The following is a 23857-nucleotide window of genomic DNA, read 5'->3' on the forward strand; positions in this document are numbered from 1 at the left end:
TGAGGCAGTCATGATTATTTATCAGGTGTACCCGCGCAGTTTCAGCGATGCCAATGACGACGGCATCGGCGACCTGGCCGGGATCGAGCGCAAGCTCCCGTATATCAAGAGTCTCGGCGTCGACGCAGTCTGGATCAGCCCGTTCTTCAAGTCGCCGATGAAGGATTTCGGCTATGACGTGTCGGACTACCGCGCGGTCGATCCCATCTTCGGCACCATGGACGATTTCAGGAGCCTGATGCGGCGCGCGAAGTCGCTCGGCCTCGGCATCATCGTCGACATGGTGATCTCGCACACCTCCGAAGAACATGCGTGGTTCAAGCAGAGCCGCGCGCGCCAGGACGACAAGTCGGACTGGTACCTGTGGGCCGATCCGAAGCCGGACGGCAGCCCGCCCAACAACTGGGTGTCGGTGTTCGGCGGACCGGCCTGGCGCTGGGATGCGGAACGCCGCCAATACTATTTCCACTCCTTCCTCTCCAGCCAGCCCGACCTGAACATGCACAACCCCGCGGTGCAGGACGCGGTGCTGGCCGAAATGGATTACTGGCTCGACATGGGCGTGGCCGGTTTCCGCTTCGATGCCTGCAACCATATCTTCCAGGACCTGCAGTTGCGCAATAACCCGCCGCGCGAACATACCGGCGACGCGCTGCACCCCTACGGCTTCCAGGTCCACTTGTACGACCAGGGACGGCCGGAGATGCTGCCCTTCCTGGAAAGGATACGGAAACTGCTGGATGCCTACGGCGCGTTCAGCCTGGCCGAGGTCGGCGGCGTCGATCCGCTCAAGCTGATGGGCCAGTACACCCAGCCCGGCCGCCTGCATTCCGCCTACAGCTTTGCGCTGATGCGCCCGGACTACAGCGTCGACTATGTGCGCAAGGTGATTGCGACGCTGGAAGAACACCTGCATCCGGACAGCGCCGCCTGCTATGCGATGAGCAATCACGACAAGCCGCGCGTGGCCACGCGCTGGCAGTACGGGCGCGACCGCGACGAGGCGGCAAAGCTGCACTTTGCGCTGCTGCTGTGCATGCGCGGCGACATCTGCCTGTACCAGGGCGAAGAGCTCGGCCTGCCGCAGGCCGAGGTGCCGTTCGAACGCCTGCAGGATCCGTTCGGCATTTCCTTCTGGCCGAAATTCAAGGGCCGCGACGGCTGCCGCACGCCGATGCCGTGGACCGGCGCGGCGCATGGCGGCTTCAGCACAGCCGAGCCCTGGCTGCCGGTGGTGGACGAGCATATCGCGCTGAACGTGGAACGACAGGAAACCGAGGCGGATTCGATGCTGCGCTTCGCGCGCGAGATGATCGCGCTGCGCAAGAAGACGCCGGCCTTGAAAAATGGCTGCATCGCTTTCGTCGATGCGCCGGACGGCGTGCTCGCGTTCGTGCGCGATGTCAACGGCGAGCACGTGCTCTGCTTGTTCAACCTCGGCGATGCGCCGAAGAAGATCAGCGGCCTGACGTACGACCGCATGGCATTCGCACGGCACGCGCAGGCGGATGGAAACGCGCTGACGCTGGGCGTGTGCGGGTTCTGCCTGCTGCAAGGCTGAAAGCTTAGCTGACCAGGCTATCGCAGCGCCTTCGGCACGCGGTTGGCGAGCACGGCCACGCTGTGGCCCTGCACTTCAAGCGATTGCGTCGTCATTTCGCGCGGTCCCCCGTTGCCCACCGCACTGTCGATCAGCAGGTGCCATCTGCGCTCCGGGTACGGAAAGCGGAAGCTGATCGGGTCGTGCCCGCCGTTGACCAGCATCAGCACGATGTCGAGCCGTCCGTCGGCGCCAGCGCTCGCGCGCTGCACCGCCAGCGCGCGCGCCTCCGGATTCTGCCACGCCTCCGGCGACAGCTCTTCGCCGCGTTCGTCGAACCAGGCCATGTCGCGCACGCCCGGCTCCAGTTCTTCGCCATGCAGGAAGCGCTGCGACTGCAGCGCGGCGAAGCTGTGGCGGATGGCCAGCAGGCGGGAGACATAATCGGTCAGCGCCTGTCCCTCGGGCGACTGCGCCGCATTCCAGTCCACCCAGGACAATTCATTGTCCTGGCAGTACGCATTGTTGTTGCCGTGCTGGCTGCGCCCGAACTCGTCGCCGGCAAGCAGCATCGGCGTGCCCTGCGCCAGCGCGACCGTCGCCAGCAGCGCGCAGCGCACCCGGTTGCGCAGTTCGAGGATGGACGGGTCGTCGGTCGGCCCCTCCACGCCCCAGTTGTTGCTGTAGTTTTCCGAGTGGCCGTCGTTGTTGTTCTCGCCGTTGGCGTCGTTGTGCTTTTCGTTGTAGCTGACCACGTCCTGCAGCGTGAAGCCGTCGTGCGACGCGACATAATTGATCGACGCCCAGGGCTTGCGCCGGCGCTTGTTGAACAGGTCGGCCGAACCCGACAGCCGGGCGGCGAAATCCGCGCGCTGGCCGGAGTCGCCGCGCCAGAAGCGGCGCACGCCGTCGCGGAACTTGTCGTTCCATTCGGCAAAGCCCGGCGGATGGTTGCCGAGCTGGTAGCCGCCGGGACCGATGTCCCACGGCTCCGAGATCAGCTTCAGGCGTGACAGCACCGGGTCCTGCAGGATCGCGTCGAAGAAGCCAGAGCCGGGGTCGAAGCCGGTCCCCTCCCGTCCCAGCGTCGCGCCCAGGTCGAAGCGGAAACCGTCGATGTGGAAGGAATCGGCCCAGTAGCGCAGCGAATCCATCACCATCTGCAGCACGCGCGGATGCGAGACATTGAGCGTGTTGCCGCAGCCGGTCTCGTTGATGTAGTAGCGCTCGTTGCCGGGCACCAGCCGGAAATAGCTGGCATTGTCGAGGCCGCGGAAACTGATGGTCGGCCCCATCTCGTTGCCGCTGCCGGTATGGTTGTAGACCACGTCCAGGATCACTTCGATGCCTGCCGCATGCAGGCGGCGCACTGCCATGCGCATGTCGTTCAGACCGCCCTGCGACAGGTAGCCCGGCTCCGGCGCGAAGAACGTCAGCGGACTGTAGCCCCAGTAGTTGCGCAATCCTTTTTCCAGCAGGAAGCGATCCTGCAGGAAGGCGTTGACCGGCATCAGTTCCAGCGTGGTCACGCCGAGCTTGAGCAGGTGGTCGATGAAGCGCGGATTGGCCAGCGCCGCGAAGCTGCCGCGCAGGTCGGGCCGCAGGTCTTCGCGCAGGATGGAAATGCCGCGCACATGGGCCTCGTAGATCACCGTCTTCGACCACGGAATGACCGGCCGCCGGTCGTCGCCCCAGTTGAACAGGTCCTCGACCACCACCGACTTCGGCACCGCCGGCGCGCTGTCGCGCCGGTCGTAGCTGAGGTCGCCGCGGGCCGCGCCGAGGCGGTAGCCGAACAGCGCGTCCGACCAGCGCAGCGGCCCCGACAGCATGCGCGTATAAGGATCGATCAGCAGCTTGTGATGGTTGAAGCGATAGCCTCGCTGCGGATCGTAGGGACCATACGCGCGATAGCCGTAGAGCAAGCCGGGCGAGGCCTCCGGCAGGTAGCCGTGCCAGACTTCGTCGGTGCAGTCCGGCAGCGGCAGGCGGGCCACTTCCCTGCGTCCGGCCGCGTCGAAGATGCAAAGCTCGATTCTTTCCGCGTTGGCGGAAAAAACCGCAAAGTTCACGCCCTGGCCGTCATAGGTCGCGCCCAGCGGGAACGGGCGTCCGGGCTGCAGGCGGTCCGGGATTTCGAAGAACATGAGTCCGCTTTCGGGATATTTCCTATAGGAGATGGGAATCACGGTTGTGCAGCGAACATGCTTGTTCGTTACACAACACCTCCGTATTGAGTGTTTCAATCGGATAAAGTTGCATTCCGATTAAGCCGTCGCGCGCTTCGGCAGTTGCGTCGCGGCCGCGCCCGCCTCCTCCTGCGCCGGAGTGGCGGTGCTGGCGAACAAGGCCCGCACCGGCGCGTCGCACAGTTCGCCGTACACGCCGATGTACTCCAGCGCCGGCTCTGTCCAGGAAAAGTCCGCCGCCATCGCATTGCATTGCATCGCATGCCATGCACTCGGATTTTCGTACAGGTCGAACGCGCGGCTGACCGCCTTGGTCATCCCGGCGGCCTCCTCGCCGTCGAACAGGATGCCGCTTGCCCCTTCCGGCGGCGTGCCGGCGAGCCCGGCGTCCGCGACCGTGTCGATGATGCCGCCCACCCGCGACGCCACCGGGATCGTGCCGTAACGCATGGAATACAGCGGCGTCAGGCCAAAGGGTTCGAACCGGCTGCCGTGCAAAAGCATGTCCGCCCCGGCGTGCAGCGCGTGCGCGCGCCGCTCGTCATAACCGATATGCACCGCGACCCGGCCGGGAAACCGCGCGGCCAGTTGCAGGAAGCCGCGCTCGTAGGCAGGGTCGCCGCGCCCGAGCACCGCCACCTGCGCGCGCGGAAAGCGCTGCAGGACGTCGGGCAGCGAGATCTGCGCGACGTCGGCCATCTTCTGGTGCGTGATGCGGCTGCCCACCGCCAGCACCGGCGCGAACGGATCGGCCGGCAGGTCGAACAGCGTCTGCAGGCCGCGCTTGCAGGCCGTCTTGCCGCGCATGTCCTGGCGCGAAAACGGCTTCGCGATCAGCGGATCGTGTTCCGGGTCCCAGGTATCGGTATCGACGCCGTTACGGATGGCATGCAGGCAGTCGCGGCGCGCGGCGAGCAGGCCGTCCATGCCGTGGCCGAAGCGCGGCGTCAGGATTTCCGCCGCATAGCTGCGGCTGACGGTGGAGATGCGGCCGGCATGGCGGATGCCCGCCTTGAGAAAACTCAGCTTGCCCCAGTACTCGCAGCCGTCAGGCGTGAGCAGGTGCGCGGGTATCCCCAGGGATGCGCCGAGTTCCAGCGGGTAATTCCCCTGGAAGGCGAGGTTGTGGATGGTCAGCAGCGAGCCGACGCCGGCGATCCCCTGCTCACCCAGCAATGCCGGTATCAGGCCCGCATGCCAGTCGTTCGCATGCACCACATGGGGCGGCGCGAGCGATGTCCTGCCCGCGCATACCGCGACCGCGGCATGCGCCAGCGCGGCGAAACACTGCGGATTGTCGGCGTGCTCTTCGCCGTCGCCATCGACATAGGGATTGCCGGCACGGCGCTCGAAGCCCGCGGTGCGCAGCAGAACCACCGGCACTTCGCCGTCGGGAGTCGTCCCGTGCAGCAGCCGGCCGGCGCCGCCCGGCAGGTCGGCGACCACGCCGGCGTCCTGCAGCCCGGCGGCGGCGTCGAGCGCGGCCGGATAACCGGGGATCATGACGGCGGCGTCGACGCCGCGCCGTCGAAGGGCTCTGGCCAGGGAGGTGATGACATCGGCGAGACCGCCGGTTTTGATGAAGGGAACAGCTTCTGATGCAACGATGAGAACGCGTGCGCTCAATCTAAAGGCTCCGGATTCGAACGGGATAATCAGTGCCGTCACGATAAATCGGCCACGCTGTTGTCCTCCTGTCCAATATCAATTGTTCGCCCGCTTCAGCGCAAGCTGCCTGCATCACGCGCCATGCGCGCGGCCGCGCCTGTCCTGCGGGCGATAGCGGACCGCGGCGCGCACAGACGCTTTCCGCAGGGATATAATCACCGGGCCTGTCACCCGGCGGCCAGCGCCGCACAAAAGCGCGACCGCCCGCATTACGAAAAAGGAAAGCTCATGAATCCCTTGCATCATGTCGCCACCGCCCTCGCCCTCGGCGCCGCCCTCGCGCTGCCCGCATTCGCCAACCCCGCTCAGCACCACCACGGCTCGTCCCATGCGGGACATGCGGCGCCGTCCGCCGCGCTCGCGGATGGCGAAGTGAAGAAGGTGGACAAGGGCAGCGGCAGACTCACGATCAAGCACGGCCCGCTGCCGCGGCTCGAGATGTCCGGCATGACGATGGCATTCAAGGTCGCCGATGCGCGCATGCTCGACCAGGTCAAGGCCGGCGACAAGATCCGCTTCGACGCGGACAATATCAAGGGCGCATTGACGGTGACGAAGCTGGAACTCGTGCGCTGACGGCCACGTTCGCCGCCGCGGCGAGCTGCAGGCCATGCATGCCGGTGCCTTTTTTGCAGGAATGAACTTCTTGTAAAGGACAGTCCTGCCTTTGGCGGTCCTGCGGGCCGCCTCATGCCTGCTGCGTCACGCCCTCCGCCTGGTCCTGTGCTTCAACGGATGCCGGCCGCGCGAGCGGCAGTCGGAGACGGAACAAGGTGCCCCGTCCCACCTCGCTTTCCACGTCGATCGTCCCCTGATGCTTGCGCATGATGCCGTAGGCCAGCGACAAACCGAGGCCGGTTCCCTTTCCTATCGGCTTGGTCGTAAAAAACGGATCAAAGATCCGGTTGAGGTTTTCGGCCGGAATGCCGCAGCCGGTATCCTGGATGTCGATCCATGCCTCGTTGTCCTGCACGCGGGTGCGCAGCGTGATCGTGCCGTTTCTTTCGATCGCCTGCCCGGCATTGAGCAGAATATTCATGAACACCTGATTCAGTTCCGAAGGAAGGCATTCGACCTCCGGCAGACCGCCGTATTCCTTGACGATCCGCACCTTGTATTTCAGCTCGTTCCAGATGATGTTGAGGGTGGTGTCGATATTCCGCTCGAGGTTGGCATAATGCCAGTCGGCTTCGCCGACGCGGGAGAAATCCTTGAGGTCCTGGACGATCTTCGTCACGCGGCCGAGGCCGTCTTTCGACTCCTCCAGCAGCCCCGCGATGTCTTCCTTGATGAAATCGAGATCGATCTCCTTCCTCAGCGCGTCGATCCCTCCTGCCAGCTGAGGCGCGGCCTGGCGGAGAATTTCCTGATGTTCCTCATAGGCGCGGATCAGGCGCAACAGGTCGGTGATATATCCCTGCATCGTGCCCACGTTCGAGTTCACGAAGCCGATCGGATTGTTGATTTCATGCGCGACGCCGGCGGCCAGCTGGCCGATCGACGCCAGCTTTTCGGATTGCAGCAGCTGCTGATGGGTTTCTTCCAGCCGCTGATTGGTCTTCTTCAGCTCGTCGTTCGCTTTCGTGAGCTCGGTGGTGCGTTCCTGGACCAGCACCTCCAGATCGTCCCGGTAACGCTCTACCGCGGCATTCTTTTCACACACCGCGTCCATCATGGCGGAAATGGAATTGCTCAGGTATTCGAACTCGGCGATGCCCCGGTAGCTTGGCTGTTGATTGACTTTCAGGTCGCGGATGATGCGCATGATCGGTCTGCGCATGCTGACGGTCAGATGCAGCATGAACAGGAAGGCGGCGCCGATAAGCGTTCCCGCGCCGATCCAGATGCCGTGAGCCAGGTTCTGCATGAAGTTGTCATACGCGTGGCTGTCCTGCACGAGCGTAATGCGCCATTGCCACGGCTCGAACATGAAGGTGTACATGTAGTAGCGGTCTTTGCCGACGCCGAACTGGTGGACACTGTCCAGGCTCTTTTGAATCGCGTAATCGGGCGCTTGCGGCAGATCGCCGCTCGACGTCAGGATCTTCGTCGCGGCGTCGAAGACATCGATCCGCAAGCCATTGGTGCGCGCAAAGTCTTCAAAGGCAACCAGGGTATTGACCTTACGGTCGCGTACCGAAGCGGGATCGGCCGCCTTCCGGGTACGCTGCAGCTCATTCACGTTGCTGTCCACGATTTGCTGCACCGCATACGAACGCCAGCGCAGATTGTTTTCCGCCTGCTCGTGCGCAAAGCTGCTGGTCGCATAGACAATGAACAGATAGGTGGCGCTTCCCAGGACCAGTGTGAATGCCACGATCGGGAAAAAAACACGGAATGCAAGGCGTTGTCGGATTTGGATCATGCTGGTTCTGCGTTGCCCTGTCGCTCGCCGCTGCGTCACTGCCCCCTGCCCGCGCCCCAGTTCGCGCGGCGCGGATGAACCGTCATCCATCCCGCCATCCCGGCCGGCGACGGAACGGCGGCTTGTCCTTTCATCCGTTCAGCGATGGATGAGCAGCTCCGCCGTTTTCGCCTCCGGCGGCCAGACGATTTCACGCCGGCCGTCCTGCCACTGGAAAACTACCGGAAAACGTTTGTTGAGCATGCCGTCCGGACCGACGGAAAAACGACCGATGACCGTCGCCATGTCGAGGGAAGACAATGCCCTGCGCAAGGCCGACCGTTCGGTTGTCCCCGCCTTCAGGATCGCCGCTTCCAGCACCTGCCCCGCCGCATACGGCGCGGCAGCCTGCTGCGTGGGCGTTTCGCTGAAACGGGCCCGGTAATCGATCGCGAACTGCAGCGAGCGCGGGAACAGGTCTTCATTCGCTTCCCACAGGCTGGTGGAACAGGTCATGTTCGCGTCATTGCCTAACTGCTCCGCATACTTCTGCACGGAGCCGCCGGTGGCGGCGTAGTACGCCGCAGGCATCCATCCGATTTTCTTCAGCGCCCTTCTCATCTGTATCGCTTCTTCCAGATAGCCGGCCAGCACAACCGCCTGCGCGCCGGACTGCCGCGCCAGTTCCGCGGCGCGCAGGAAGTCGGGAGAATGCCTGGGTTCGACGATATTGGCGGCAACGGTGATGCCGTATTGCGGCGCCCATTTCCGGGCGCCGCTTGCCACGCTTGCCGGAAAAATGTCGTCCGTCGTGACGATCGCGACCTGGCTGATGCTGGCGTTCGCCAAAAGCGCAAGAAAACCGACCGCGAACCGGCCGGCGGCCGGCAGTATCCCGAAAATGTTCTTGTAGCCCTTGTTCCATATTTCTTCGGACGCGGCGCCGGTGACAACGATCGAATAGCCATGCCGTTCGACCACCGGCGCAACGGCCAGGGTAATCGGACTCGAGTACGGACTGAACAGCAGCTCGACCTTATCCTTCAGGATCAGCTCTTCATAGATTCTTTGCGCCGTCTGGGGCTCGCTTTTGTCATCCCGGACGATCAATTCGACCTTGCGCCCGAGGATCCCTCCGCGCTGGTTGACGTGCGCCTCCCATAATTGATAGCCATTCCGGTGAAGGCGCCCGAACTCGGAAAGGGAACCGGTCAGGGAAAGGGACAGGCCGATGCGAATCGGAAGCGCTTCCCCTTGCGCATGGAGCGGTGCCAACGCGATCGCAAGCACAACGAAAAGCCGCCGGAAAAGGTAAAGCAATACTTGCTCAAGCAGAATCATTCCTCGCCTCTCCGCCGGACTGCCCTGTCGAGCCCGGACCGCCCGCCATGTACACGCTGCATTGCCAAATGCGCCGCTTCGCCGCGCCCCAGGCGCCTGCCAAGGCGGCGCCGCCGTCAGTACTTGCCGAACTGGGGCGCTTTTGTTCGCGCTTCCGAAGGCCACATCAGTTCCGCCCTGCCCTGTTGCCACTGAAAAATCGCCGGAAAACGCTTGGTCTGGATGCCGGACGGCGCGACGGTGTACCGGCCGATGACGGTGTCCATGTCGAGCTCGAGCAGCACCTTGCGCAACCTGTCGCGGTTCGTTCCGCCGGCTTTCTGGATCGCGCGTTCCAGCACCTGCCCGCTCGCATACACGGCGGCCGCCTGCCAGGTCGGCTGGACGCCGAAACGGGCGGTGTAATCCTTCACGAATTGCGTCGACTCCGGGAACAGGTCGTCGCGCGGCTCCCACATGGTGGTCGAAAAGGTCCCGTTCGCTTCCTCTCCCAGCAGCTCGAGGTATTTCGGGTGGCTGCCGCCCACCGCGTTGTAAAACGCCTTCGGCGACCAGCCGGCCTTTTTCAGGCCCCTGCGCAACTGCAGCGCCTGCTCGAGGTAGTCGAGCTGCAGCACCGCCTCCGCGCCCGACTGGCGCGCCTTTATTGCGATCGCCTCGAAGTCCGTGGTCGCCTTCGGGACGCTGATGACCGTGGTCAGCACGATGTTGTATTGCGCCGCCCACTTCTTCACCCCCTCCCTTGCGCTCACCGACCAGGAGTCTTCCCCGGCGATCAGGGCCACCTTGTTGATGTTTGCATCGGACAGCATTGCCAGGAAGCCCACGGCGATACGCTGCGAAGGCAGCAACATGCCGAAAATATTCTTGTAACCCTTGCTCCAGATTTCCTCGGAAATCGCGGCATTGACGAGCGATGGATAGCCGTGTCTGTCAATGACCGGCGCGGCTGCCAGGGTCAGCGCGCTCGAGTATGGGGCGAACAGGAGGTCCACTTTTTCCTTCAGGATCAGGTCTTCGTAAATCTTCGCGGTCAGGCCGGGGTCGCCCTGGTCGTCCCGGATCAGCAGTTCGACCTTGCGCCCGAGGATGCCGCCGCGCTGATTGACCAGCGCTTGCCACAATTCATAGCCTGTCCGGTTCAGGCGCCCCGATGCCCCCGCCTGCCCGTCGCCTCCGGAGCCGCTCAGCGAGAGCGACATGCCGATCCGGATCGGCGGCGCTTCCGCGCGCGGCGCCGAAGCGACGACGGCGGCAAGAAGCGCAAGCAAGATGTTGCAGGACAGGCGGCGGATCGGGAGCGTAAACATCATCGTTTTTCCTCGCATTGATGCTGGCAGCTTCATTCAAATGACTTCACTGTTTTCTGTTGCTAAAGGCATGCCGCAACCCGCACCGCGGCCGCCGGCGCTGCTGCCCATGTACAGGTCCCGCAGCCGCACCTCGTCGCGCACCTGCGACGGACCGCCGGACAGAACGATGCGCCCGTGCTGGACAACATGGACGACATCCGCAAGTTCCATTGCCCGCTCCACATCCTGCTCGACGAGCAGCATGCCGAGTCCCGCTTGCCGAAGGCTTGCCAGCACCTCGTATAACCGGTCCACCATCGCCGGCGCCAGGCCCAGGCTGATTTCGTCGAATACAACCATCCTCGGCCGCCCCATCAGCGCGCGGCCAATGGCAAGCATCTGCTGCTGGCCATCGGACATCGCCGTGCCCGGGTGGCGGCGGCGCTCGCCCAGTATGGGAAAACTCCCGTAAACCGTCTCCAGGCGTTCCTGGCGGTCGGCCCGCGACACGCCTCGCGCGGCGACGAGGAGGTTTTCCTCGACGCTCAGTGCGGGAAATATGCGCCGCCCTTCCATGCATTGCGCGATGCCCATTGCGGTGATCGCGTGCGGACCGAGGCCGGTTATATCCTGCCGATCGAAAAGAACACGTCCGGAAACGGGGGGCAATGCGCCGGCAATGACCCGGCAAAGCGCGGTTTTTCCGGCGCCGTTGGCGCCAAGGATTGCCGTTACCCGGCCAGCCTGCGCGCTCAGGTTCACGTCGTGCAGCACGCCGGCCTGTCCGTAGCCGGCGCAGACATCCTTGAGCTCGAGCAGCACCGCCGGGGCCACGCCGGGCGGCGCAATGTCCCTTGCATCCACCAGTGCGGCCAGACCGCCGCGCCGCTGTCCGGGCTCGCGATGGCGGCTGCTGCTGCCGGGCGCGAACACCGGCGTCGCGGGCAGCTTCCTCCGGTTGCGCTGCGCGCCGGGGGCACCCAGGTAAATCGCCGCGACATCGTCGCTGGACAACACTTCTGCCGCCGGTCCCAGCGCGAACCGCTCGCCGAAATTCATTACCATCGCGGTGGAACAGCAGGCGCGCACCACCTCCTGGACATGTTCGACAATGATGATGCCGTCGATGTCGCGGGCGACGTCGCGGATAAGACCAATGAGCCCGTCGATTTCCATTGCGTCGAGCCCGCTCGCCACTTCGTCCAGCAACAGAAGGCGCGGCTTGAGCGCGAGCGCCCTTGCCAGCTCGAGGCGCTTGCGGCGGTATAGCGGCAGGTCGGCCGCCCTGGTGCGTGAAAAGTCCTGCAGCCCGGCCCTTTCCAGCAATGCCCCGAGCTGCTGCCTGATCCCGCCCCGGCGCGCAAAAGGCGTTTTCGCGTACAGCGGAACCAGAAGATTTTCTTCGACCGACATATTCAGGAACGGGCGAGGAACCTGGTAAGTGCGGCCGATACCGGAACGGGCGCGGGCCGCCGGGTCCATCCCCGTTACCTCCCGCCCGTTAAAGACGATCGTGCCTTCCGTGCAGCGTACGGCGCCGCTCAGGAGGGAAAGCAGGGTCGATTTGCCCGCGCCGTTGGGTCCGATCACGCCCAGTACCTGCCCGGCAGGAAGGCTGAAGTCCAGCTTGTTGACGGCGACGACGCCGCCATAGCGCTTGGTCAGACCGGTCACGCTCAGCAAGGGAGCCGTGCTTCCACTCTGCGCATCGTTGACGGGAATACTCATGATCACCTATTTCCTGCCTGGCGAGCCGGGCCGCGCGGCTTTACCGTGAATACCCGGAGCGCGCGCAACAGGTTCATCCGCGCCCTCCCCGAACCGCCGGCATGCCGCGCCATTCAGCAGGCCGGCAAGTCCTTGCGGCGCGTAGCGGATGACCACCATCAAAATGACGCCGGTAATGGCGAGATGGGCATTGGGATAGTCGGCAAGCCACTCGCCAAGCGCAACGATAAAGGATGTCCCCAGCAATGCGCCGCCTTTCCAGCCCATTCCGCCGATGAGCACGATGGAAAGAACTGCGATCGACCACGACATGCCGAACATGCCGTACGGCTCGATGGCGCCCAGCTTGACCGCCTGCAGCCCCCCGGCCGCGGCCATCAGCGCGCCCGCGGTCATGAAGGCCAGCAGCTTCACCAGAAAGGTGTTGACCCCGACCTGCGCGGCGGCCGTCTCGTCGTCGCGCACCGCTTTCAGCGTGACCGCGAGGCGCGACCCGAGGTAAAGCGAGAAGACGCCCGCCGTGCACGCACACAGCATCCACGCCCATGCATACAGGGTTTGCCCGTCCGGCGGATCCTGCGCTGCGATCCAGCCGGACGCGCCGCCGAAGTCGTTCGAATTGACCATGAACAGGCGCAGCGCCTCCGAAAACGCAAGCGTGCCGACGGTGAAGTAGAGTCCTCGCAGCCGGAACACCGCCGGCGCCATCAGGACCGCCAGCACGCTGCCGGAAAGCGCGGCGATCAGCAGCGATGGCAGGACCGGCAGCCCGGCGACATTCATGAGCCCGATCAGGACGTAGCCGCCGACGCCGAAGAAGGATGCGGTTCCCAGCGAAACCATGCCGCCGTACCCGGCAAGGAGGTTCCACGCCTCGGCAAGACTCAACAGCACGAGCAGGCGAAACCCGACTTCCAGCGCGTAGTCGCCCAGGAGGCCCGGCAGCATGACCGGCAGGCCGAGCACGCCCAGCACCAGGGCCGTCGCGAACGCCGGGCGGCGCAGCCATGCGTGAATCCGGCCGGGTGCCGCGTTCGTAGAGAGGTTACGCATGCTTTCGCCCCATCAGGCCCTGCGGGCACAGCCCGAGGATGATCAGCAGCACCAACAGCCCCACCAGATCGCGATAGCCGTCGCCGAAGGCGACGCCGCCAACGCTTTGCAATACGCCGAGAACAACGCCGCCGACCAGCGTTCCGAACACATTGCCGAGGCCGCCGAGCACGACGATCGCGAACGCATTCAACAGATATGCCGGCCCGCTGATCGGCGTGAAGCCGAAGATTGCCCCGGCGAGTACGCCGCCGAGGGCGGCGCAGGCAGCGCCCAGGGCAAGCGTCCAGCCGCGCACCCGTTCGACATCGACACCGACGATTTCTGCCGCCTCCGGATCGGCAGCGCTGGCGCGCAGGTCGCGGCCGAACTGGGTCGAGGTGATCAGGCAATGCGCCGCGAATATCACCAGGACCGAGATCAGGAACCCGACAAGATAGATCATGCCGAAACTGACCGGCCCCACCTCCACCGATTGCGCCGACGACGGCAGCTGAATCGACCTTGTGTCGGCCTGAAACAGCGTCAAGTACAGGTTTTGCAGCACGATCGACAGGGCGAACATCGTCATCATCGACGACTCGGGCGGTCCGCCGGCCAACGGCCGCAACAGGGTTCGCTGCAGCGCGAGCGCGATCGCCGCCATGATCGCGGCGATCAGCGGAAACGCGAGCATGGGATCGATATCGAACGGCTGCAGCACGAACAGCATCAGGTAGCCGCCGGCGACAACGAATTCGCCATGCGCCAGGTTGACCAGCCCCATCACGCCCAGCACGATGGACAGCCCGAGCGCGGCAAGCGCGAGCACCCCGCCAAGAAGCAATCCTGACACCAGGCTGTTGGCTGCGATATGCAAGGTTTCCATTTGATCACCGGGATGTCGTTGAGCGGCGCCGTCTTTACTTCGGCTGCAGGTAGGTGCCGGTCGCCACGCGCCTGGGCCAGATGATCACGGCCTTCCCGCCCTGCCATTGCGAAAGTGCTATCGGGAGTTTCGACGTGTTCGTCTCGTCAAACTTGACCGGTCCGACCACGTATGCCTTGTCTGTCCTGGAAATCGCCCGGTTGATCCGCTCGCGATCGAGCGATTGCGCCGCGCCGATGGCATCGATCAGGACGCTGGCGGCCGCGTTGGAATCGGCAATATGCTGGCTGACGGCGATGCCGGTGTCGCGCTCGAAGCGCCTGGCCAATTCCTGGGCGCCGGGATAGGCAAAGCTCGGGTCCCAGTACGCCCCCACCATCACGCCGTCGGACAGCGCGCCGGCCGCCCGCGCGAACTGTTCGGACTCCGCCCCTTTTTCCATCACCAGAACCTTGGGCTGATAGCCGGCCGCCGCCATTTGCTTCCTTAGCGAGATCGCTTGCGGCGCGGTCGCGTCGACCAATACGATCTGCGGCCGCTTGGTCCTGAGCTCGCTCACGATCGCCGTAAACTGCATGTTGTCGACCGGGAATTCCGCTTTTTGCTTCACTGCATAGCCTCCCGCCTGCGCGAGCCGCGGCCAGAGCGTTCCGCCCACCACTTTTCCGTCCGGGCCGTTATCGTGCAAAAGCGCGACCGACTTGTCGGTGTCGATGTTCAGCTCCTTCAACATCCGGAACGGCGCCTCCGCCAGTTCGGCTTCATCGAAGAAGATGTCCCATACATAAGTCCATTTTCTTACCGAGCGGAACGCGCCGAGCGGGTTGCAACCGGTGACCATCGGGACTTTCCTTCGCTCGGCCACCAGCGCGCCGGCATTCACGAGCGCGGGCGTGCAGGAGCCGAGCATGACCAGCGCGCGATCCTTGGAAATGAGGGTCTCGGTATTGCTGGCGGTGACGCTCGGGTCGGTTTTGTCGTCGCGCACGACGAGGCGGTAGCTGTACTTTTTTCCGTCGATCGTGACGCCGCCGCGCTTGTTCGCGTCGTCTATCGCCGCCTGATAGCCCCATTGCTGGTCCCGGCCGAATCCGGCGAGCGGCCCGCTCAACGGCAGCGACGCGCCAATCACGATTTCCTCCGCGTCCGCCGCCGGCGCGATTGCCGCCAGAGACATGCCGAAAGAGACACAGGTACACGAAAGAAGCTTGCGCAGGTTGAAGAAATGTCGATTCATAAGTTCCACCACGATTTCATCGAATCAGGTAATCACTGACAGCTCGCCGTCCCGGTGCGGGCAGCACGCCGGACCATGCCATGCGCGCGGGCGAGGCGCCTCGGGTTGCAGCCGCTCAGAACCGGATGACCATGTCGGCCGAGACCGTGGTCTGGTCGCTCGCCGTCCCCCTGCCAAAGGCCAGCACGGCGTTGTGCCGTGATTGCCAGTCGTACCGGATCTCGGGCCTGAAAGCCACGAACTTGTTCAGGTCGTACTGGAATCCAAGAGTTACGGCATTGAAGTTGCTGCGCACCGCGGTCAGCGGAAACAATCCGAAGCCGCCGCGCGCGCTGAAATGCTCGAGGCGCGCGCTATATCGCATTGAGGGAGAGGCCCGATAAGACAGGATGCCGTTCTTTCCGTTGTAGGAAGCGCCGCCGAAATTTGGCCCGGTCACGATGCTGACGGTATCCGCCTGGCCATCCCCCGCCTGCCGCCCGTAGACGATCTCGGCGGCAGCGCTCCAGCCATTCGCAAAATCGCGGCTGACACTGAGAGTATGGTGCTGGCGCCGCTGCCCGCGCGGCGACACGATCAGGGAGACCGGCGCTTGAACCGTCGTGCCGGGATCGTTTTGTTCATTTCCGGTGATGAACGCGTAATTCAGCGCGTCGCGCATGTCCTCGCTGCGCCAGCGCAATGCACCGAGAACCGATTTCGATCGATTGTTGTCCTGCCAGTTCTGCCAGCCGTTCACGACGCCGATCTCGCCCGCGAGCAAACCGGAGGCGCCCCGCGCCAGGTTCACGGACCATAGCAGTCCGGCCACCTGGCTGGGCTGCGAAACGAATGCGTAACTTCTCGAATAGAAGGCGTTCGGCGTCGGCCTGGTCTGCGGCGGGATTTCATAGCCGATGCCGGAACCGAAACGGCCGACGCTGAGAGCCATGCCTTTCCAGACCGGAAAATACGCCAGCAGATACAACTGGGGAACGGCAAGGAAGTTTTGCCTGTTCGCCGCAGCCAGGGACGGGTTGCTCGCACCCGGCTGATTGATGCCCCAGTCCTTATCGAACCCGAACATCGCCCCGGGCTGGCCGCTCCGCCCGTACATCAGCTCGGCCTGGAAGCCGAAGGAAGACGCGGTTGGCGTCGGCCCCGGCAGCGGGGTGATATGCGGGAGGATATTGGTCTTGATCGGCTTGCCGATGAAAAGCTTCAGGTCTTCCAGCTTGAACCCTTCGTCGCCCGGCGCCACTGGAAAATTGGAACCGCCGCCCGCGCTCGCGGCGGACGAGGAATTGTCGTTGCGGGCCAGGCCAAGCTGCATGTAGCCGTGCGCGCGGATGCCGTAGCTGTCCAGTGTTGCGTCTCCCAGTATCCGCCTGAACAGGTATCCTTCCGCCGGCTCCTCCGCAGGGAGCTGCGCCGCCTGCGCCGTTGTTGCGGCGAGTCCGCTTGCTGCAATCCACGCCAGCGTGGTCAATTTCGTGTACGACATGTGTTCCTCTCCCATCTGTTATTCAAATCCGCTGTCGTCCACGCCCGGGGCCCTTCGATGTGGCCCTTGCCGGCAAACGAACTGACGACGTCTATTCAATTTCCTTGGCCACCTGAACCGGCAAGGTCACCTTGAAAGTCGTTCCCTTTCCCGGCTCACTGCGCACGTCAAGTTGCCCCTTGTGCTTCTGGACGATGCCGTAACAGAGCGAAAGGCCGAGTCCCGTGCCTTTGCCGATCGGCTTGGTTGTAAAGAAGGGATCGAATATGCGCGGCAGGTTTTCCGGGCTGATGCCCGATCCGGTATCCTCCACTTCGATCCACACATGGCTGCCGTCGGCGCTGCCCGTGCGGATCGTGATGCGGCCGCGCTCCGGCCCCATAGCCTGCGCCGCGTTGACCACCAGGTTCATGATCACCTGGTTGATCTGCGACGGAAGGCATTCGATATCCGGGATGCTTCCATACTCCTTGACGACATCCGCCCGGTATTTAATTTCGCTGGCAACGATATTCAACGTGGAATCGATTCCCTGGTGCAGGTCGGCGTATTCCCACTCGCAGGCGGTGTCCGCGCGCGAAAAGTCCTTCAGATCCTGGACGATCTGCCGCACGCGGTCGACCCCGTCCTTCGATTGCTGCATCAGGACCGGAATGTCTTCCTTGAGGTAGTCGATTTCCAGCCTGGCGCGCAACTGCTTCAAACGGAACAGCGCCTCGGCGGCTGGCAGCGCGCCTTCCGCTTCCTCGTAGGCTTGCAGCATCTCGAACAGGCTGGTGAGATACTTGCCGAGCGTACCCAGGTTGGAAGAGATGTACCCGATCGGATTGTTGATCTCGTGCGCGACCCCGGCGGCTAGCTGGCCGATGGATGCCAGCTTTTCCGACTGGATCAACTGGCTTTCCAGGCGCTGGCGTTCGGCGATCTGATTTTGCAGCGCTTCGTTCGTTTTCTTGATCTCGCAGGTGCGTTCGCAGACGGCATCCTCGAGGAGGCTCATCTGCATCGCCGCCTTCTGCATCAGCTCCCACTTCGCGGTAAGCGCATTGGCGAGCTGGTAGACGGTGACGCTGTCGAAGGGCTTTTTCAGGATCAGCAGGCGATCGCTGATATCGAGCCGCTTCAATACCTCTTCCAGCGAGTAATCCGAATAGGCGGTACAGATGACGATCTGCAGACGCTCGTCTTCCTTCCAGATTCTTTCTATGGTTTCCACGCCATCCCAGCCCGGCGGCATTCTCATGTCCACGAAAGCCATCGCGTAGGGACGACCTTCCTTCAAGGACTCGCAGACCTTCGCCAGTCCCTCTTGCCCCTGGTAGGCGGAGTCGACCTCGAACGAAGGGATGACCAGGCCGGACCCTTTCGCCTCTTCGTCGCCGAAGAGCGCGGCCCCTGCCTCCACGAGTTCGGCCTGCGCCTGCGTGGCCTGGACAAGAATCTTGCGGAAGTCCTGATGGATCCCCGGCATGTCGTCGATGAGCAGTACCCGCCGGTTGCTCATTTCGTTGGCTAGCATAAGTCGTCCTCCCCCGCCTGCATCGGTAGCAAGAGCGTAAACACCGCTCCCTTGTCCGGTCCGTCGCTGTGCGCCGTCAGCATCCCGCCCATTTCCTTGGCCGCGATGACGCAGCTGTGCAGCCCGAATCCATGTCCGTCCTTGCGTGTAGTGAAGCCATGAGAAAAAATGCGCATCAGGTTCTCGGGTGAAATTCCTTCACCGTTATCCGCTACCCGGATGCGCAACTGGCGCTCCGGGGTTGCGTCCACCCGCAGGCTGATTTCGTGCGGCCGGTCGCTGATCCGTTCCATCGCATGCTTGGCATTGCTGACCAGGTTCACCAGGATTTGCAGCACGCGCGTCTTGTCCAGCCGCAGCGGCGGCAGGTCCGCGAACTCGCTCCTCACCTTGATCTGATGGCGCATGAATCGCTCCACGTTCATGCGCAATGCGTCTTCGACCAGGTCTTGCACGCGGACCGTCTCCATCACGACGCGGGCCGCGCTTGCGCTGCAGGCGTACGACTGCTGCATGGCCACGATCTCCTTGATGTGCGCGATGCTCTTCGTCAGCTGCTCGAGTTCGACGATGGTGCCTTCCTGTTCCGCGGCAAGAACGCTGGCCAGCTTGCGCAGGTAGTCCGGCAGCATCCTGCCCTTCCTGTCCGATGTAATGAAGTGGCCCAGGTCCGCGGCATGCTCGTCCAGCAGGCCCACGGCGCGCGACAGGCCCTTTACTTCCAGGGACCGCACCTTGCGGTTGATGATGTCCGCCGCAACGTTCACGCTGTTGAGGACGTTGCCGACGTTGTGCAGCACGTTGGTCGCGATTTCCGCCATGCCGGCCTGGCGGGCGGTGGACACCAGCTGGCTCTGCGCGGCGCGCAGTTCCCGGGTGCGCTCCTGCACGCGCTGTTCCAGGTTCTCATACAGCAGCGCGTTCTCCAGCGAAACGGCAAGCTGGCCGCCGATCAGGCTGATCGCGTCCAGGCGCTCGTCGGTGAACGCGCCGCGGCCGAGCCGGTTTTCGAGATACAGGATGGCGCGCGTCATTCCCTGGCTCAGAATCGGCACGACAAGTATCGAACAGCTCTCGAACTTGGAAAGATAAGGATCATGCGCAAAGCGATGGTCGCGCGCCGCATCGTCGATCAGGAGCAGTTCGCGGGTCCGTTCGACATAACGGAAAATGGCCATCGGCAGCAGCACCGGCGCCGCCGGATCGTTGACTGAAACAGGCGCAGCAGTCTCGTCTTCGGAGCGCAGGATGAACCAGTCCGCAGGCTCGTCGTACCAGATCACCAGCGAGACCGCCGTCGCGCCGGTCATTTCCGCCAGCAGCGTCACGACTTGCGTGCGCAGACGGGCCAGGCTGGTTTCGGAACTAAGGGCCTGCGAGGCGCGCAGGATGGAAAGCATGTCGACGGTGTCGATGGAAATGCCGTCGCGGTCGCGCGATGTTTCAGGATGCGCGTCGAAGCGCAGGAAGGCATAGGCCTGCCGGAGCGCTTGCGTTTTTCCATGCGCGCCCCATATCTCATAAGCGCGGCATGCCTCTTCGAGCAGTGCTTGTCCGATATGCTCCATTCCGCGGCCGAGAAAGAATAGGCCGGCGCGTTCGGCGATCAGTGCGTGATGGCCCGGCCGCGGGCGGGAAGCCGCTTCGCGCACCGCGCGGTCGAAAAACGCGACGCCCGCCATGTGGTCATCCGACGCCGCGGCGCGCTCGGCTTCGATCAGGCTGAGCAGATGCAGGAAATTTTCGGGCGCATCGGCGGCGCGGCAGGCCATCCAGTCGCGGCACCGGTCGAGTTCGTCCAGCAGCGCGGCGCGCTCGGCGGCAGCCGCGCCGCAAGCGCGTCGCGCAAGCGATATCCCCTTCAGGAGCTGCCAGATCGCAAGCAGATACGAGGCGCCGATGTAAGGCAAGGCGGGAACCGCGGCGTCGACGTGCCGGGACAACGATGCGTCGTCGCCGAATATGGCGGCGCTGTACGCGCGCAGGATATGAAAGATGGCCAGCGCCATCGGATTGGCGCCGAGCGTCGCCAGGTATTCTTCTTCATCGAAGTTTTGGTCAGCGAACGCGCCGGGCGCCGACGTCGCGCCGCGCAGCGCGCGAAGAAGTTGGCGATGGGCGAGGAACGCCCTTTCCGCGTGATGGTTGCAGGTGCGCGTGGCGAAGGCGATGCCGGCCTCGATTTCCGCCGCATAGACGTCCAGCGCAGGTGCGCAGTCAAGCAAGCCGACGATGGACGAGTAGTATGCGAGGCCGGCCACGTGCAGGTCTCCGCCGCGCACCAGGCTCTCGCGCGCCAGTTGCGACTGCGCGACGCCGATTTCCAGAGGTTCGAACCAGTGCGCGCCGAGTTCGGCGAAGAGAAACCGTGCAAACGATGTCTCCGGCTCGTAGCGGTACGTGCCGCCCACCGCCAGCGCATACTTGGCGGCGTTGTATCCGGTCCGAAAATCCTGCCGGAAAGCGGTGGTGAAATTGGGCGCGCCCGCGATGATCGGCAACATCGGCGCGCATACGCCGTTCTTTGCCCAGAGTTCCTGGCTGACGAGCACTAGCCAGGAGTTGATCAGCGGCTCATGGAAGAAGGCGGGCGCGACCATCCTTTCGATCAGCTTCGCCGTCAGCTGGACATGCAGGTCCGTGGTCTCGCGGGTCTGCGCCCCGATCTCCTGCACCCAGGTGAAGAATCCATCCAGACGCCGTTCGACGTCGGCGCCGAAATCGTCTTCAGGGACCGTCCAGCCCAGCCGCTTGAGCAGGCCCAGACCGAGCCGCACGGCTTCTCCCGGCATGCCGCGGCTTGCCAGGCTGCTGATCTGCACGCATGCCGCCTTGACGATCTCCAGCACGCCCGGATTGCGATGCTCGAGCGAGCGGTAGACCCGGTCGGCTTCTTCGAGCCGGCCCAGGCTGTAGAGCACCGCATGGTACTCGGTCTCGATTGCAATGGACAAGGGTCCGTCGTCTTCCGTTTGCAGCCTGGACAGAACGCCGAGCGCGGCGCACAGGAAGCGTTCGGCCACCACAGGATTGCTCAGCCTGCTGCTGGCAGCGGCATCGCGCAGCAGCCGGATTGCGAGGCGCGATTCGTCGTCGCTGCATACCTCGTCGATCGCCGGGAGATATTGCTCCGCCGCGAGATGCCGGCGGTCCGGCTTTTGCGCCAGTGCGCGCGCCAGCGCCAGGTGCAGCTGGCGCTTCCTGGCCAGGGGCAGGCGTCCGTAGGCGGCCTGTTGCACGCGGTCGTGCCGGAACCGCATCAGGTTTTCGATGCCCTGCTCGGTCACGAGCAGCCCGTCCTCGAGTATCGGGGCCAGCCGAGCTTCCATCGCCGCCGCGTCCTCCTCCGTCGCGTCCTGCAACAGGCCGACACTGAGCTCCCCTCCGAGGCACGCGATCACTTCGAGCAAGGCCTGCGATTCCTGCGGCAGGCGGTGGATGCGCACCGTCAGCAGATCGACCACGTCGCCGCGTCCGACGTAATGCCGGATCGCCGACGGATCCCATTTCCAGCCGGATTCGCCGGCGACCAGCACGCCGTCATGGCGCAACGCATTGACCAGTTCCACCGTGTCATAGGGATTGCCGCCGGTGCGCGCGCCGGTGACTTCCGCCAGCTTGTCCGCTTCGCCGGCATCGAGCCGCAGCATTTCCGCCAGCAGCGCGCTCAGGTCGGCTGGAGGAAGGTTATTCAGCTTCAGGCGCAGCGGTGCCGTCTCCATGCCTTCCCAGCGCTTGAGCATCGGCGCCAGGGGATGGGTTTCGTCAACCTCGACGTCACGGTAGACGCCCACCAGCAGCAAGCCATGCAGGTCATCATTCCTGAATACCCTGTCCACAAAGCCGATTGCGTTCAGGTCCGCCCATTGCAAGTCATCGACCACCATTACCAGCGGCCTTGCGGGCGATACGACGGCGCGCAGCAGCGCGAGCGCCGCCTCGCTCAGCCGCTGGCTCGCCTCGATCGGATCGCCGGCGTCGGTGTCGGGCTCGATACCCAGCAAGGCCGCGAATTCCGGGACCAGCGAGGCCAGCAACCTGCTGTTGTGCCCGAGCGATTGGAGGATGTGTTCGCGTTGCCTGGCAATCTCGCCTTGCGGTTCGGCCAGCAGCAACTGGCCGAGGGAGCGCATCGCTTGCGATACGGCGCCGCCAGCAACCGTCTCGAAGCGGTATTGGTCATATTTTCCCGAGACAAACCAGCCTCGCCTGGCGGTGACGACGGAACGCAGCTCCTTGATCAAGGCTGTCTTGCCGACCCCGGGCACGCCCGCCACCAGCACGCCGCGCGTTTCCCCGTGCATTGCGCGTTCAAAGACGCGAAGCAAGGTGGCGACCTCTACCTGCCGCCCGATGAGGCGCGAGGGTGGGGACAGGCGCAGCGGGAAATCATGCTCGCCCAACGGGAATGCTTCAACCTGGCCGGTAGCCAGCCGTTCGCGCAGGCGGTTCAGGTCATGCAGCAGGCCGTCGGCGCTCTGGTAACGCTTGTCCGGCTCCTTTTCGAGAAGCCGCATCACGATAGCGGAAAAAACAGGATGCAGCGACGGCGCCAGCGCCACCGGCGCCGGCGGCGTGCAGGCCAGATGGTGATGAATCAGGGAGAGCGGATCGTCCACTTCGAACGGCCGCCGACCGGTTGCCAGTTCATACAGCGTCGCGCCGAGCGAATAGAGGTCGGTACGCAGGTCGACCGCGCGCGCGGTACGGCCGGTCTGCTCCGGCGAGATGTACGCAAGCGTACCGAGGATCTGTCGATGATGGGTAAATGCGGGGTGTGCCTCGCTGACTGTCGCGGCGAGCCGGAAGTCGATCAAGACCGGCTCCCCGCTCGGCTTTACCAGGAGTATGTTGGCCGGATTGATGTTCTGGTGAATAACGCCGCAACGGTGGACCGCCGCGATTATTCGTACCAGCCTCGTTGCCAGGTCGAGCAACGCCGGCTGGTCCGGCGCCTGGCCGCGCAGCGTCTCGAGTAGCGGCAACGCGGCGACATCCTCCATCGCGATGACACTGCCATCGCATGCCTTCGCCACAAGCCGGGGTACACCGTCGATGCCGGCCAGGCGCTCCAGGATTTTTCTTTCATGCCGTACGCGCTCCCACGCATCCGTCCCGATCGGCTCCTTGCAAATGATGCTCCCCGGACCATCCGGCAAGTCGCGCCGGAAGATGCGGGTGTGCTTGCTCTGATGCAGAACCTGCATGCCGTGGACTCCAGGGGCCGGTGTCACCTCCTGCGCGGCGCCAAGATTCATCGAACCACTCCCCTGGTTGTTCTCGTTGGAAATTATTTTCTAGAGGTTCAGCATATTCGCTCGTTCTGCTTTTTCAAGCGAAACACGCGCGCAATTTTTCAAGCGAGCACGATTAAAAACCGCAACTCACAATGCCTTGAAAACCGCCTGATGCTTGCACCAATTCCACGCACACAACGCACCAAAAAGCAGCAGAAAGATATTTCTTGAAATGAAGAAATATTGCTCCTAGTCTGAAGGAACTCAACCACCTGCCCGGCTACTTTCGCCGCTGCTGTATGCACAGACACGACCCATTAAATCGACGATGGAACACACCGCATACTGATAACTCTTT

The 23857-nt window shown here is 63.8% G+C and carries 14 protein-coding genes; 2 read left to right on the forward strand and 12 right to left on the reverse strand.

What is annotated here, in order from left to right; translation table 11 throughout:
* Positions 1-10 precede the first annotated feature (10 nt).
* Positions 11-1561, forward strand: a complete 1551-nt coding sequence (locus VEC01_RS11270; RefSeq protein WP_324900917.1) for an alpha-amylase family glycosyl hydrolase — start codon at positions 11-13, stop codon at positions 1559-1561.
* Between the two features lie 17 nt (positions 1562-1578).
* Here VEC01_RS11270 and glgX read toward each other — a convergent pair whose 3' ends face one another.
* Positions 1579-3687 carry a glycogen debranching protein GlgX gene (gene glgX, locus VEC01_RS11275; protein ID WP_324900918.1) on the reverse strand — a complete coding sequence of 703 codons (2109 nt, stop codon included), beginning with the start codon at positions 3685-3687 and terminating at the stop codon, positions 1579-1581.
* A gap of 120 nt (positions 3688-3807) precedes the next feature.
* Positions 3808-5355: a glycogen synthase GlgA gene (glgA, locus tag VEC01_RS11280; RefSeq protein ID WP_324900919.1), complete on the reverse strand. Its 1548-nt coding sequence runs from the start codon at positions 5353-5355 to the stop codon at positions 3808-3810.
* A gap of 270 nt (positions 5356-5625) precedes the next feature.
* Between glgA and VEC01_RS11285 the strand changes: the two genes are divergently transcribed.
* Complete coding sequence (locus tag VEC01_RS11285; RefSeq protein ID WP_324900920.1) at positions 5626-5973, forward strand: copper-binding protein; 348 nt, start codon at positions 5626-5628, stop codon at positions 5971-5973.
* A gap of 112 nt (positions 5974-6085) precedes the next feature.
* Here the strand turns inward: VEC01_RS11285 and VEC01_RS11290 are convergent, their stop codons facing one another.
* The 10 genes from VEC01_RS11290 to VEC01_RS11335 form a co-directional block, all read right to left on the reverse strand.
* Complete coding sequence (locus VEC01_RS11290) at positions 6086-7762, reverse strand: ATP-binding protein (RefSeq protein ID WP_324900921.1); 1677 nt, start codon at positions 7760-7762, stop codon at positions 6086-6088.
* Positions 7763-7900: 138 nt separating this feature from the next.
* Positions 7901-9082: an amino acid ABC transporter substrate-binding protein gene (locus VEC01_RS11295; protein WP_324900922.1), complete on the reverse strand. Its 1182-nt coding sequence runs from the start codon at positions 9080-9082 to the stop codon at positions 7901-7903.
* Between the two features lie 116 nt (positions 9083-9198).
* On the reverse strand, positions 9199-10395 hold the full coding sequence (locus VEC01_RS11300; protein WP_324900923.1) for an amino acid ABC transporter substrate-binding protein: 1197 nt from the start codon (positions 10393-10395) through the stop codon (positions 9199-9201).
* 33 nt (positions 10396-10428) lie between these two features.
* The gene (locus tag VEC01_RS11305) at positions 10429-12102 is read right to left on the reverse strand and encodes an ATP-binding cassette domain-containing protein (RefSeq protein ID WP_324900924.1); all 1674 of its coding nucleotides are present in this window, start codon (positions 12100-12102) and stop codon (positions 10429-10431) included.
* Between the two features lie 6 nt (positions 12103-12108).
* Positions 12109-13077 (reverse strand): branched-chain amino acid ABC transporter permease, encoded by a 969-nt coding sequence (locus VEC01_RS11310; RefSeq protein WP_324900925.1) that lies wholly within the window; start codon positions 13075-13077, stop codon positions 12109-12111.
* Positions 13078-13147: 70 nt separating this feature from the next.
* Complete coding sequence (locus VEC01_RS11315) at positions 13148-14023, reverse strand: branched-chain amino acid ABC transporter permease (protein ID WP_324900926.1); 876 nt, start codon at positions 14021-14023, stop codon at positions 13148-13150.
* A gap of 34 nt (positions 14024-14057) precedes the next feature.
* Positions 14058-15260, reverse strand: coding sequence for an amino acid ABC transporter substrate-binding protein (locus tag VEC01_RS11320; RefSeq protein ID WP_324900927.1), 1203 nt, complete (start codon positions 15258-15260; stop codon positions 14058-14060).
* A 115-nt stretch (positions 15261-15375) separates the two neighbouring features.
* Positions 15376-16743: an outer membrane beta-barrel protein gene (locus tag VEC01_RS11325; protein ID WP_324900928.1), complete on the reverse strand. Its 1368-nt coding sequence runs from the start codon at positions 16741-16743 to the stop codon at positions 15376-15378.
* A 91-nt stretch (positions 16744-16834) separates the two neighbouring features.
* Entirely contained in the window at positions 16835-18262 is a 1428-nt protein-coding gene (locus tag VEC01_RS11330) for an ATP-binding protein (RefSeq protein ID WP_324900929.1), read from the reverse strand.
* Positions 18256-23520, reverse strand: a complete 5265-nt coding sequence (locus VEC01_RS11335; RefSeq protein ID WP_324900930.1) for a trifunctional serine/threonine-protein kinase/ATP-binding protein/sensor histidine kinase — start codon at positions 23518-23520, stop codon at positions 18256-18258. Before VEC01_RS11335 ends, VEC01_RS11330 begins: the two co-directional genes overlap by 7 nt.
* Between the last annotated feature and the right edge of the window lie 337 nt (positions 23521-23857).

Origin of the sequence: Noviherbaspirillum sp., from assembly GCF_035627455.1 — a bacterium.
GTDB lineage: Bacteria > Pseudomonadota > Gammaproteobacteria > Burkholderiales > Burkholderiaceae_D > Noviherbaspirillum.